The sequence below is a fragment of the Pseudophaeobacter sp. 1A09344 genome, assembly GCF_041008745.1.
In the GTDB taxonomy this organism is placed as follows: domain Bacteria; phylum Pseudomonadota; class Alphaproteobacteria; order Rhodobacterales; family Rhodobacteraceae; genus Phycobacter; species Phycobacter gallaeciensis_A.
This window is the reverse complement of the sequence record NZ_JAXGFS010000004.1, coordinates 230366-243919: the sequence shown is the minus strand read 5'-3', so window position 1 is coordinate 243919 and position 13554 is coordinate 230366. Positions and strand designations below refer to the sequence as shown.

Annotated in this window: 10 protein-coding genes; 6 read left to right on the top strand and 4 right to left on the bottom strand. The window is 61.9% G+C overall.

The features are described from left to right. Nucleotides 1-134: 134 nt before the first annotated feature. On the top strand, nt 135-548 hold the full coding sequence (locus SM765_RS09070; RefSeq protein WP_274837178.1) for a hypothetical protein: 414 nt from the start codon (nt 135-137) through the stop codon (nt 546-548). An 18-nt stretch (nt 549-566) separates the two neighbouring features. Here SM765_RS09070 and SM765_RS09065 read toward each other — a convergent pair whose 3' ends face one another. Next, nucleotides 567-1352, bottom strand: a complete 786-nt coding sequence (locus tag SM765_RS09065; RefSeq protein WP_274837177.1) for an FkbM family methyltransferase — start codon at nt 1350-1352, stop codon at nt 567-569. A gap of 118 nt (nt 1353-1470) precedes the next feature. Between SM765_RS09065 and SM765_RS09060 the strand changes: the two genes are divergently transcribed. Next, nucleotides 1471-2070, top strand: a complete 600-nt coding sequence (locus SM765_RS09060) for a superoxide dismutase (protein ID WP_274837176.1) — start codon at nt 1471-1473, stop codon at nt 2068-2070. A gap of 145 nt (nt 2071-2215) precedes the next feature. Continuing rightward, the gene (locus SM765_RS09055; protein WP_274829110.1) at nt 2216-2671 is read left to right on the top strand and encodes a host attachment family protein; all 456 of its coding nucleotides are present in this window, start codon (nt 2216-2218) and stop codon (nt 2669-2671) included. Between the two features lie 69 nt (nt 2672-2740). Here the strand turns inward: SM765_RS09055 and SM765_RS09050 are convergent, their stop codons facing one another. After that, nucleotides 2741-3283, bottom strand: a complete 543-nt coding sequence (locus SM765_RS09050) for an LOG family protein (RefSeq protein ID WP_065273483.1) — start codon at nt 3281-3283, stop codon at nt 2741-2743. A 121-nt stretch (nt 3284-3404) separates the two neighbouring features. Between SM765_RS09050 and SM765_RS09045 the strand changes: the two genes are divergently transcribed. From SM765_RS09045 to SM765_RS09035, 3 genes are all read left to right on the top strand, one after another. Further along, nucleotides 3405-5261: a LysM peptidoglycan-binding domain-containing protein gene (locus SM765_RS09045; RefSeq protein ID WP_274837175.1), complete on the top strand. Its 1857-nt coding sequence runs from the start codon at nt 3405-3407 to the stop codon at nt 5259-5261. A 144-nt stretch (nt 5262-5405) separates the two neighbouring features. Beyond that, nucleotides 5406-7223 carry an ABCB family ABC transporter ATP-binding protein/permease gene (locus SM765_RS09040; RefSeq protein ID WP_274833460.1) on the top strand — a complete coding sequence of 606 codons (1818 nt, stop codon included), beginning with the start codon at nt 5406-5408 and terminating at the stop codon, nt 7221-7223. Nucleotides 7224-7286: 63 nt separating this feature from the next. Further along, nucleotides 7287-8369, top strand: a complete 1083-nt coding sequence (locus tag SM765_RS09035; protein WP_274837174.1) for an endonuclease/exonuclease/phosphatase family protein — start codon at nt 7287-7289, stop codon at nt 8367-8369. Between the two features lie 99 nt (nt 8370-8468). Here SM765_RS09035 and SM765_RS09030 read toward each other — a convergent pair whose 3' ends face one another. Both SM765_RS09030 and SM765_RS09025 read right to left on the bottom strand, forming a co-directional pair. Continuing rightward, nucleotides 8469-12275, bottom strand: coding sequence for an efflux RND transporter permease subunit (locus tag SM765_RS09030; protein WP_274834417.1), 3807 nt, complete (start codon nt 12273-12275; stop codon nt 8469-8471). After that, on the bottom strand, nt 12272-13522 hold the full coding sequence (locus tag SM765_RS09025; RefSeq protein WP_274837173.1) for an efflux RND transporter periplasmic adaptor subunit: 1251 nt from the start codon (nt 13520-13522) through the stop codon (nt 12272-12274). Before SM765_RS09025 ends, SM765_RS09030 begins: the two co-directional genes overlap by 4 nt. Nucleotides 13523-13554: the final 32 nt, after the last annotated feature.

Here is a 13554-nt window from a genome sequence, read left to right as displayed (position 1 = left end):
CATCGGCCCTTCTGGGTTGTGCGAGATCGATCCATTCAATAACGTGCCCCGAACCCTCGGGGCGCGTTTTTTGTTTTTGATCAGGTGTTTGTTCTGCTGTCTTGAGGCGCTGAATTTAAAAGCAAGGATTGAACATGTTTAAAGGATCCATAATAGCGGCAGCTCTGTCGGTTTGCACGCTGCCCTTGGCCGCCGCAGGCGCGCCCATTGTTTATGAATGCGAATATTCCGCCCATACCAGCTATGGCTGGATCCCGGAAAAGGCCGCCTACGTGGTGGATGAGGCCGCCGGAACCGCGATGGCCTATGATGCTTATATTCACCACGTCAATAAGGCCCCGTTGCCTGTGACGTTCAGCGTGGTGAAGGAGCAGAAATACCTCATGAAATGGACCCTGACGGGCTTGCCCGTTCAGGGAAATAGGACAGCCACGGCGACCTACACTGTGCGGCTTGATGCAGCGCGGTCCAGGGCAACGATCAGCGCGCGCGTTCATGGCGGAGACGGAAGCCACCGCGGCACCGGCGCGTGTAAACGGGTCAAATAATCTGCCCCGCAGGACGCATCACTTGAACAGAAACGTCGGGAACTGCGTCAGGGCGCGGGGGCTGGTGAGAGCCTCAAACCCGGCCTGCGCCCCATTGTCAGGGTGGCATTCGCCGTAAAAGGACAGAAGATCGGCCAGCTCTGCCATCCGCGCCTTGCGGGTCTCTTCCGGCAGGAAAGGCGCGTGGGTGGAAAGGTAGAGGGCCGGGCGCCGCTCTTTCAGCCAGGGGATCATCTGCGGCAGAACGTCGAATTCGGCGCCTTCAATATCGAGCTTGACCAGCGACACGCGCGACAGATCCGCCTTTGCTGCGAAATCCTGCCAGCCGATCGTCATCACGTCGGATCCGTGATCGCCATCGTTCAGAAGGCTGCTCATGCTGTCTCCGGCCTCACCACCAAAAGATGCCATACGGGCAAGACCAAAACCGCTGCTGATGGCGACTGAGAAGGCCGAGACATTGTCGACGCGGTTCAGTTCCAGGTTCCAGGCCAGATGGCGGAAGGCAACGGGGTCAGGTTCAAAACACATCACCCGCCGCGCCTTGTGCGCGCCGTATAGGACGGTGGGACCGATCCAGGCGCCAATGTCGAGATAGTCGTGATCCTTGTCGAGATGGGCATCCAGCACCTGAAAGGTCTCCGGCTCCCACCTGCCTGCTGCGGCCTTGCGCCAGAACTTGGAATGGTAGGGATCCAGCCGAAAGGGAACGCCGTTCAACTGACCTGCATAGTGGCCCCGCATGCGGTAGAGCGCTTTGCGGGCGCGGATCCAGGCCTCGGCGATCATGGCGGTCTCTCCCATTTGCGCACATAGACGTCGCAGTCAGATGGCGCGGATTTCTTGTCTAGGCCCTTGACCTGCCGAATGCTGCGCCGCATGTATCTGCATAGGAACGCAACAAAATTGACAGGGGTCCGATATGGCTTTTGAACTTCCCGATCTTCCTTATGCACATGATGCGCTGGCTTCCAAGGGCATGTCCGCCGAAACCCTGGAATACCACCACGATCTGCACCACAAGGCCTATGTCGACAACGGCAACAAGCTGATCGCCGGTACTGAATGGGATGGCAAGACGCTGGAAGAGATCATTGTCGGCACCTACGACAAATCCGCCGTCGCCCAGAACGGCATCTTCAACAACATCTCCCAGCTGTGGAACCACAACCAGTTCTGGGAAATGATGGGTCCGGGCGCCTCCGCGATGCCGGGTGAGCTGGAAAAGGCACTGGTCGAAAGCTTCGGCTCGGTTGACAAGTTCAAGGAAGAATTCTCCGCCGCAGGCGCGGGTCAGTTCGGCTCCGGCTGGGCTTGGCTGGTAAAAGACAGCGATGGCGCCCTGAAAGTCACCAAGACCGAGAATGGCGTGAACCCGCTGTGCTTTGGCCAGACCGCGCTGCTGGGTTGTGACGTGTGGGAACACTCCTACTACATCGATTTCCGCAACAAGCGCCCGGCCTACCTGACCAACTTCCTGGACAACCTGGTCAACTGGGAAAACGTCGCTTCGCGCATGTAATCCGCGACAGGATACGAGATACGAAAACCCGCGCCGGACCGGCGCGGGTTTTTTCGTGGCAGTTTGATACGCGTCAAGGTTCCCTGCCATGTTTTCCGGTTGGCTGGCGGCACAGAGGAAGCGGAACGGAGGAAAGGGAACACGCATGATTAAATTGCCCAAAGGACTATGGATCATCGTTGCAGACGGCCAGAAGGCGCTGTTTCTGGAGAACGTCAGCGATACGGTGGATGCGGACCTGCGCGTGATGCGGGCCGATGAGATCGCCAACCCGCCGAACGGAGCGCAAGGGTCAGAAGCGCCCGGTCGGCTCAGCGGGGCAGCAGGAGCTGCGCTTGGCGCGGTTGAACCTGCGGACTGGCATCAGATGGCCGAAGATGACTTCGCTGCCGGGGTAGCATCGCTGGTCAACAAATGGGTGGCCGCCGGGGCCTGCTCCGGGCTGGTTTTGATTGCACCGCCGCGCAGCCTTGGCGCGCTGCGCCCCGAGCTAAGCGGGGATGCCGCCAAACTGCTGATTGCGGAGCTGCCGAAAGATCTAACCAAACACCCGGTGCCAGAAATTGCCGAGGCCGTGAAAACTGCGCTGGCACCTGTTTGAGTGATCTCGGTCCCCGTTTTGCCGGGGCCAGGGGGCTGGGTTTGGTCCTGAACCGGAGTGCCTTCCGGTTCAGGAGTTCAGCTTGGCTAGCGCTTCTTCGGCGCTGTCGACCCAGGTCAGGTAATCCTGCATCTCGGCGCCTGCGAATTCCTGTGCCACCACATGCTCCAGGAGGTCGCGCAGCTTGTCCCAGTAGCCATCGGTGTTGACCACGATGATCGGTTTGTCGTGCAGGCCCAGCTGGCGCCAGGTCAGCACCTCGAACAGCTCATCCAGCGATCCGGGGCCGCCGGGCAGCACCACCACCGCGTCGGCGTTATAGAGCATGACCTTCTTACGCTCGTGCATCGTTTCGGTCACCACATAGGTTGTGAGATCCGATTTGCCGACCTCGCGCCGTTCCAGATGCACCGGGATCACGCCAAAGGTTTCACCACCTGCAGCCTGCGCCGCCCGGGCAACGGTGCCCATCAGGCCGACGTCTCCGGCGCCGTACACGAGCCGCTGACCTTGTGCGGCGAGCCCTTTTCCAAGGGTCTCGGCGGCTGCGGCATAGCTGGCCATTGCTCCAAAACGTGATCCGCAATACACACAGACGGATTTTATGCTCATGAGATAGCCTTTCGACAGGGTTTGGCAGCGAAACAGGTATGCTGTTTTGACCCCAGATACCCCCATTGGTAGGCTGGCTCAACCAAGCGAGGGAAAACATCTCGCACAAGGAAGGAACAAGATGGCGCAAACATCTGGAAGTGGGGGGCTCAGCCCCCTGGCGATGGGAGGTATTGCTTCTGTCGTCGTGATCGTGGGCGGCGTCGTGCTGATGCAGCTGGGGGTGTTTGACCGGGGCGATGGGCCTGAAGAGGCCGCATCGCGCACGGTGGTGCAGCCCGAGGTGACGGTGTCCCCGGCGGCCAAAGAGCCGGTTGGCGTGACCACCACGGTTGAGACCGCCAATTCCGCGGCTGAACCTGAAACTGTGACCGCTCCGGAAAGCGCGCCTGAACCTGCGACCGATGCGCCGCAGCAGACAGCCGCAGAGGATGCGGCCCCTGCGGCAGTTGAGGAGACGGCAGAAGCCGAAGCCGAGACCATCGCGCCGACAGAAGCGCCTGAGACACCGGCAGAGACCAGCGCCGTCGTCGAAACCGCCGAGCCAACAGAGACAGGTAAGAGCGAAACGGCGGTAGCCCAGGCACCTGAGGCAGAGGTTCCCGCGGCGGATGACAGCGACACCGTTGCAGATTCGCAAAAGGCGGATGTTGCTGCTGATACCGCGACCGAAGAGGCAGCCGTTTCTGAAGACCCCGCCACCACTGCAGAGGCGCCTGTGGAAGAGGCGGCGCCGCTGTTGGAAGCGCCAATGCTGGACCTGGTGCGGGTCGGCCCCGACGGTGCCCTTGTGATTGCAGGTCGTGCACAGGCCGGAGCCGCGGTCGAGGTCCTGCTGGATGGTACGGTTCTGGAACAGACCGAGGTTCAGGGCAGCGGCGATTTCGTGATTTTCTCCAGCATCCTGCCCAGCGACCAGCCGCGGGTGATTTCGCTTCTGGCGCGGTTCGAGGATCAGAAACAACCCTCTGAGGATCAGTTCATTTTGGCACCGATCTCCGCGGCGCCAGCGCCGCAGGTGGCGGATGCCGAGGATGCCGCGAAGCCCGAGGCCGAGCCTGCGGCAGTATCCGAGGACACCGCAGCCCCGCAGAGCGAAGAGGCCGTGGAGGTTGCGCAGGCTGAAACATCTGAGGCCACTTCACAGGAACAACCAACTGAGCAGGGCGGAGCGCCCGCTCCGGTCGCAGCCGAGGGAGAAGTACAGCCCGTCGTAGCCGAAACCACCACGCCGCAGGTCGAGGCGGAAACGGCGGCACCGGAGCAACCGGTGGAGGCTGAGGCCGCACAGGTCGAGGTGGCAACCGCGGAGGGCGAGACCGGCACTGTTGGCCCCGACGATACCACACCGCCCCAAAGCGAGCCGGTGGCCGAGGAAACACTCGCCAGCGCGGAAACCGTTCCTGCGCCGCAGCCGGAGCCAACGGCGGTTGCCGTGCTAAGGGCCGGTGCAGACGGTGTAGAGCTGGTGCAGCCAGCCACGCCGGTTCTGAATGGCAAGGTCGCGCTTGATACCATCAGCTATTCCGACAGCGGCGAGGTGCTGCTGGCCGGACGCGGCCGCGCGGGTGCCTTGGTGCGGGTCTACGTGGACAATGCGCTCAAGACCGAATTCCTCGTGGCCGAGGATGGCCGCTGGGGCGGCGCGCTGGCTGCCGTGGAACCGGGCATCTACACTCTGCGTCTGGATGAAATTTCCGCTAGCGGCGCAGAAGTCCTGAGTCGTCTTGAAACCCCCTTCAAACGCGAGGCGCCCGAGGTGCTGCAACCGCAGACGCAGCAGCCGGGACAGGCGCCGGATCAGCCGGTTCCGCTGGTACGGGCCATCACGGTGCAAAAGGGCGATACCCTTTGGGCGATCTCGCAGGAACGCTATGGCAGCGGGTTCCTTTATGTCCGGGTGTTCCAGGCCAACCAGGATGCGATCCGCGATCCCGACCTGATCTATCCCGGGCAGGTGTTCAACCTGCCGGACTGATTTGTTCGGTGTACCAGAAACGCGCCGTGTCCCCAGCCACAGGGGGCGCGGCGTATCCTTTCCCAGCTTTGTGCTTGGGATATGTAGTAGGCGATACGCATCAGACATCGCCAGCCCGCCGGAAGGCCCAGCCGCAGGAACGCCATGAGACGATCCCCCACTACCATCGATTCCATCTCGGCAGAGGAACGCCGCTCAAGCCTGCGCACCCTGCGCAAGGTGGTTCCTTACCTCTGGCCCGCAGACCAGAAGAGCGTGAAATACCGGGTCGTGCTGGCCATGGTGGTGTTGATCCTGGCCAAGCTAATCGCCGTTTATACGCCGGTTCTGTACAAGGGCGCGGTGGATGCGTTGGCGGGTGAAGGCGTTCCGCCGCTGGCGCTCGGCGCGGTGGGGCTGACCGTCGCCTATGGTGTGGCGCGGGTGCTGACGAACGGATTCCAACAGCTGCGGGATGCGGTGTTTGCGCCTGTCACCCAGCGGGCGCTACGCGGTCTGGCGCTGGAGACATTTCAGCACATTCACCGACTGTCGATGCGCTATCATATCACCCGCAAGACCGGCGGATTGTCCCGGATCATCGAACGCGGGGTCAAGGGCGTCGAATTCCTGCTTCGGTTCCTCCTGTTCTCCATCGGTCCGCTGGTGCTGGAACTGGTGCTGGTGGCCATCATTCTGACGGTGCTGTTCGACGCGCGCTATCTGCTGGCAGTTGGGGTCACCATTGCGCTTTATGTCTGGTTCACGCTGGCGATCACCGAATGGCGGGTGAAACTGCGCCGCGAGATGAACAAGCAGGACACTGACGCCAACCAAAAGGCGATCGACAGCCTGCTGAATTTCGAAACGGTCAAATATTTTGGCGCTGAAGAGCGCGAGGCGGCGCGCTATGACGGGGCCATGCGTGCCTATGCGCAGGCGGCGCTGAAGACCGCCTATTCGCTGGCCTTCCTGAACTTTGGCCAGAGCGTGATCATCACCGGTGGTTTGATCACGGTAATGGTGATGGCGGCCATCGGCGTGCAGGACGGCAGCCTCAGCGTTGGTGATTTCGTGATGGTCAACGCCTATATGGTCCAGATCACAGTGCCCCTGAACTTCCTCGGCTCGGTCTATCGGGAAATCCGCCAGAGCCTCGTCGATATGGGCGAAATGTTCGACCTGCTGGAACAGCCGCCAGATGTGAAGGACCGTCCGAATGCGGCTGAGCTGAAGGTCAGCAGGGGGCATATCCGGTTGGAGGACCTGCATTTCGGTTATGACCCGGAGCGCGAGATCCTGAAGGGCATCACCATGGAGGCCAAACCAGGTGAGACGGTGGCCATCGTCGGCTCCACCGGGTCCGGCAAATCCACCATCGGGCGGCTGTTGTTCCGGTTTTACGATGTCACCGGCGGCGCCCTAACCATCGACGGGCAGGATGTGCGCAACGTCAGCCAGAAAAGCCTGCATGCCGCAATTGGCGTTGTGCCGCAGGACACGGTGCTGTTCAACGACACCATCCGCTACAACATCGCCTATGGCCGCGATGGCGCCACCCAGCAAGAGATCGAAGACGCCGCTCGGGCGGCGCAGATCCATGATTTCATCGCCGGTCTTCCGCAGGGCTATGACACTCAGGTGGGCGAACGCGGGCTCAAGCTGTCGGGCGGTGAAAAACAGCGCGTCGGCATTGCCCGTACCCTACTGAAGGACCCGCCGATCCTGCTGCTGGACGAGGCAACTTCGGCGCTGGATACCGATACCGAGCGCGAGATCAAGGAAGCGCTGGCGCGGGCCGGGCAGGGGCGCACGGTGATCACCATCGCGCACCGCCTGTCCACCGTCGCCGAGGCGGATCAGATCGTGGTGCTGGAGCAGGGAGAGATCGCGGAAGCAGGCTCTCACGAGGATCTACTTGCGCGCGGTGGCCGTTATGCCCATCTGTGGCAGCGCCAGCAAGCGGATCAGGATGTCGCCTGAGCCTGTCAGCGCGGGTGGCGTTCCAAAGGCGCGCGGTAGGGTGAGCGGGATAAAGAGTGTAAGATGAACGTGATACTGGACTGGGCTCTTTTTCTGTTCATCTGCGCAGTGCCGCTTTTGACCCTGCTGCCGCTGCTGCGGCACGAAGGCTGGTGGGTGCGGGGCTTTGAATTCCCGGCCTTGCAGATCACCACGGTCACCGTTGCTGCTTTGCTGGCCTATGTCTGGGTCTACGGCTGGCAGGGGCAGGGCGATAAAGCGCTGATCGTTCTGTTGTTGCTTTGCTCGGCGCTGCAGTGCGTGCGGATCATCCGCTATACGCGGCTTTTTCCCTATCAGATCCAGTCGGCGCGACAGATGCGCCCTGACGATCAGTTGAACCTTCTGGTGGCCAACGTCCTGATGACCAACCGCAACGCGCAGCCGCTGCTGGACCTGATCCGTGAGACCAAGCCGGATCTGGTCCTGACAGTGGAGACGGACGCGTGGTGGGAAGAACAACTGGAGAAGATCGAGGCGGTTTATCCCTACCGGGTCAAGCAGCCGCTCGATAACCTTTACGGGATGCATCTTTATTCCCGGCTCGAGTTGATCGACCCGCAGGTCCACTTTTTGGTGGAGGAGGGCGTGCCCTCGATGCATGGCTCCGTGGTTCTTGCCTCGGGACAGCGGGTTGCCTTGCATTGCCTCCACCCGGCGCCGCCCAGCCCGACGGAGAACCCGACCTCTGCCGAACGGGACGGAGAGCTGTTGCTGGTGGCCAAGACCATTGAAGCCAGCGCGGGACCGGTGGTGGTCATGGGGGATCTCAACGATGTGGCCTGGTCGGCATCGACCCGGCTATTCCAAAAGTTGAGCGGTCTTTTGGATCCGCGCATTGGGCGGGGGATCTTCAGCACCTTTCACGCAGGCTACCCGCTGCTGCGCTGGCCGCTGGATCACGTCTTCTGCTCGGGGGATTTCACGCTGGTTTCAATGAAACGGCACCGCAATATCGGGTCTGATCACTTTCCCATTCAGGTGGTTCTGCAGCACACGCCGCGGGCGCGTCAGCTGCACCCGGAACCCGCGCCCGGCCCAGGCGATGAAGAGCTGGCACAGAAGAAGATTGAAAACGTATCCGCGGATGAAACCGCCCTGCTGTAAGCCGTGCGGGCGCCAGAGGCGCAATGCTACGCAGCGAAAAGAAAGGCCCCGCATCTGCGGGGCCTTTCTTTCATCTGGTTGTCTGCGCAGACGCTACGTTTACTCTGCCGCGCGCAGAGCGGGGCCTGTGCCCGGTCCTGCGTCGGGCTCGCTGTTGTCTGCCGGGCTCCTGTCGATCTCTTCCCAGAGCAGCTCGGTCGTGGGCAGTTTGCGCGCTTTCTTCGCCAGACGCATATCCTGCGCGATCCGGCTGGACCGGCCACCTGTGATGCGTGCCAGCAGGCGGCCCATCCACGACAGGTAGGTCGACAGCCACACCCGGATCGACAGCAGCGATGGCGTCACCACCAGCGTCAGCACGGTTGCGATGCCAAGGCCAAAGACCACGGCGGTCGCCAGCTGCTTCCACCACAGCGCGGTGGGGCTGTTGATGGAGTAGCCACCGTCGATGAAGTCGAGGCTGATGCCGAACATCATCGGTGCCAGACCGGCCATGGTGGTGACGGTGGTCAGCAGCACGGGACGGATGCGTGCCTCGGCGGTGCGGATGATCGCCTCGATCCGCGGCATGTGCTGGCTGAACTCCTGATAGGTGTCGATCAGAACAATGTTGTTGTTCACCACGATCCCCGCCAGCGCCACGATACCCGTGCCCGTCATGATGATCGAGAACGGCTGCTGCATCACCATCATGCCGATCAGCACCCCGGTGGTAGAGAGAACCACCGCCAGCAGCACCAGCGCCGAATTGTAGAAGCTGTTGAACTGCGCCAGAAGGATCACGAACATCAACCCTAGCGCCCCGGCAAAGGCCTTGGACAAAAAGGCGCCGCTTTCCTCTTGCTCCTCCTGATCGCCGGTCCATTCCCATGTGATGGATTTGGGGAAGGGATCGGTGTCGAGCCAGGTGGTGATCGCAGCCAGCCGTTCATTGGCGTTGACCGGCAGGATTCGGGCGTTCTCTGCGACGGCAATGCCGAGCTCTTCAGCCGTATCGGCCTGATCCAGGGCGAAGATCGTATAGCGGTTGCCATTGGCAGCGGTGATTTGCCCCTCGGCCGCCGTCACTGTGTCGGGGACCGCTTTTAGCAGGCCCAGGACCTTGTCATCGCCAGTATCGGGATCGGCTGTGACGACTTTGCTGAGACCCGGCTCCACATCCGCCTTCACATCATAATACCGCTGCTGCTGCACGCGGCTGATCTGCGCCAGTTTCGGCACTGGCTGGCGGGTGATGAAGTTGCTGAGCGGAACCAGGCCATCGGTGGTGCGGACCTTGAGGTTGTCCAGCGTCGACAGCACCCGGTCTTCATCGGGCAGGCGCACGCGGATCTCGATTTCCTCATCCGAGCTGTCCACCCGCATGGTGTCGAGCAGGATACCACGTGTCACCAGCTGCACCATGGCGCCCACCGTGGCCACATCGGCGCCATAGCGGCCCGCCTTTTCCACATCCACGTCGATCTGCCAGTCGATACCGGGCAGGGGCAGGGTGTCCTCAACCAGCGTCAGCCCCGGCATTTCGTCGAAATAGGCGCGCGCGGTTTCGGTGGCGGATGTCAGATCCTCCCAGCCGTCGCCCTTGATCCGCAGATGGATGGGTTTGCCCGACCCGGGGCCCTGTTCCAGCGCCTTCAGCTCGGCGACAAAGCCCGGCAGTTTTTCCAGCTCGGCGTTCAGTTCGTCGATCACTGTATGTCCGTCATAGGCCGAAGCGGTCACCTCGCGGGTCAGCAGATCGAAGAACCATGTTTCCGTTTGCGTCGGGCGATCTTCCCAGGGGATGATTTCGAACTGGACCTGACCAACGGTATCCTGCGGCGATTGCCCGCCGCCGGGGCCACCGGTATCAAGACCACCTTCACCTGCAAAGGAGAAGACGTTGATCACCGCCGGATGCGCTTTGATGACCTCTTCGGCCTGGCGCACCATTTCGTCCTTTTCATGCAGCGAGATATTGCCACGTGCCCGCACAAATGCCGTGGCTTGCTCCGGTTCGGATTCCACGAAGAACTCGACGCCATAGTTGTTCTCGCTGAACATCTGGAACACCGTCATGATGCTGAAGGCAACCGCTGCAATCGTGACCAGAGGCATGATTGGATTGCCCGCGATGAACTTGATGAAATAGCCAAACGGCGTATGGCGGTAGCCTGCAGAGACCACCTTTGGTTTGCGCTCGATCCGGGCTGCACCCAGCGCGGTGGAGGCGGCAAAGGCCGACAGCACAAAGACCAGCGCGCCAAAGAGCGGCGGGATGGCACCGGGCATGGCGGCAGCAGCGGCGTCGGGCAGTAGGTAGCCCGGATTCAGCATCTGCATCAGACCGGCGAACATGCCCCAGATTGGCGGCGGCACCAGCAGCGCCCGTGCCCACCATGGCAGCACAGCGCGCAGGCCTTGCGAGGTGCCTTCGAACACCCGGCTAATACGACCGGAGACGCCGCCCATGACCGGCAGGTAGACCAGCGCCACCACCAGCGATGCGGAGAGGACGAAGATCAGCGTTACCGGCAGCATGCCCATGAACTCACCCGGCACACCGGGCCAGAATAGCATCGGCAAGAAGGCACAGAGCGTCGTCGCGGTCGAGGAGACAACCGGCCAGAACATGCGCTGCGCAGCCTCCACATAGGCGTGCATCGGGCCGGTGCCTTCGCTGATGCGTTTGTCGGCGTATTCTACCACCACGATGGCGCCATCGACTAGCATGCCCACGGCAAGGATCAGACCGAACATCACGATGTTGGAGACAGAGATCCCCATCAGCGCCAGCAGGGCAAAGCACAGAAGGAAAGAGGTCGGAATGGCAAAGCCCACCAACAGCGCCGCCCGGCTGCCAAGCGAGGACAGAACCACGATCATCACCAGCGCAATCGCGGTCAGGACCGAGCCTTCCAGCTGGCTGACCATGGAGCCGACCACGCGGCTCTGATCGTTGGAGGTACCAAGCGAGATCGCCGCGCGCAGTTCTGCGGGCCACTTCTGCTCGGATTTGGCGATGGTTTCTTTCACCAGATCCACGGTGTCGATCAGGTTGAACCCTTTGCGCTTGACCACTTGCAGGGCAACGGTGTCTTCGCCGTCAAACCGTGCGGTGCCTTCGCGATCTTCGAAGGTATAGTTGATCTGAGCCAGTTCCCCCAGCTTGACCACCCGGTCGCCGTTGGTCTTGATCGGCAGCGCGTAGATGTCGCGCACATCGTCAAAGGACGACGGGATCTTGATCGAGAAGGTGCCTTGCGCGGTTTCAACCTCACCCGCCGCGATCAACTGGTTGTTGTTTTGCACCACGTTGATCAGTTCAAGCGCGGTCACGTTGTAGGATTCCAGCCGCAGCGGGTCGATCACCACCTCGACCATCTCATCGCGGTTGCCCGCGATGGGGGCCTCCAGCACCGCATCCAGCGATTCCAGATCGTCCTGCAGGTCCTTGGCAATCCGCGCCATGGTCCGTTCCGGCACATCGCCGGTCAGGTTGACGATGACGATCGGGAATTCGGAAAAGTTGATTTCCTTGATGACGTATTGCTCGGCCGCTGACGGGAAATCCGCCTGCGCCGTATTCATCGCATCGCGCACATCGGCGATTGTGGCGCTCTTGTCCCAGCCAAAGTCGAACTCCAGCAGCACACCGGCGTAATTCTCCGCCGCGGTGGAGGTCATTTCCTTCAGCCCGTCGAGATCGACAAGCTCCGATTCCATCGGTTTGACCAGCAGGCTTTCGCTGTCTTCGGCGGAAATGCCGGGAAACTGCACCGAGACGTGCAGCATCGGAATGTCGATGTCCGGCTCGCCTTCTTTTGGAAGGCTGACATAGGCAAACCCGCCCACCAGGAGCGAGATCACGATGAAGGCCAGAACCATACGGGCCCGGTCTGCGGCCCAGGAGACTATGCCGGTCATTGCATGGCCTCCTCATAGGTGGGCGCAACGGGCACCCCTGCGGTGACGAAGTCCTGACCGACGACGATCACGTCAGCCTTTTCCGGCAGGCCGCTGACCCAGACGCCCTCCGCCGTGTCGCGCAGCAGGGTGACCAGAACGAAGCCGGCGGTCTGATCCTCGCGCACGATCCGCACGCCGAGCCGCCCATCGTTGTTAAGGGTCAGCGCCGATTGCGGCAGCAGGTGCGCCTTGGTGCCTTCGGCCGAGATGGCGATATCGGCGGTCTGCCCGTCGCGGATCTTCAGGTCGGGGTTGTCGACGGTGACTTCGACCTCAAAGGTGCGGGTGGTCGGATCAGCCGAGCGGCTGACGAATGTAACTTCGCCCTGAACCCGCGCGCCATTGGCCAGTTCGGCCCCGGCCAGCGCGCCAAGATGCACCCGGTTGACTTCGGTTTCCGGCACAAAGCCCACCACCTTGATGGTGTCCAACTGGATGACGGTCGCACAAAGGCTGCCCGGCTGCATCAGGCTGCCGATCTCTGCGGTGTCGCTTTCCAGGAGGCCGTCAAAAGGCGCGGTAATACGCAACCTGTCGATTTCCTTGCTGGTGGAGGCGACCAGCGCCAGCGCGGATTCGATGCCCGCACGCGAGGTTTCCAGACCACCCTGCGCCGCAGCGATCCCGGCAACCGCCGTGCGTTCGGCCGCCCGCGCCGCCGCCAGCCGTGTTTCCGAGGCATAGCCTTCCTGCGACAGTTTTTCAGCCGCCGTCAGGTTGATTGTCGCTTCTTTCAGGCGGGCGTTGGCTTCTTCCAGCTTGGCTTCGGCTTCGGGGGTACGGGCGCGCGCTTCGAGCAGACGGGCCTGCGCCTCCTGGTGCGCGGCCAGCCGGGTGCCCGGATCCAGCTCGCACAACAGATCGCCCGCCTTGACCTGCGTGCCCTTGCGCAGCGGCTCTGACAGCACGGTGGATGTTGTTTCGGCCTTGACCTCGACCTGACGTGCGGCCTGTGTCTGGCCGCGCAGGATCACAGCGCTGTCGAGCGGCCGCGCTTCGCTGCGTTTGACGACGACGCCGACGCGTTTTTCTGCAGTGACCGTGACACTGGCCGCGCCTTCGGCAGAGGGTTCGCTTTCAACGGTCTCTGTTGCTTCGGCAGCAGTCTCGCCACGGGCGAAGGCAAACAGATCCTCCCGCTGCAGGACCAGGAAATACAGTCCGGCGGTGACGGCAATCGCGGTCAGAAGGGGTATCAAACGCATTTCGGGCCTTTCTCAAATAACACTGAGTAAGC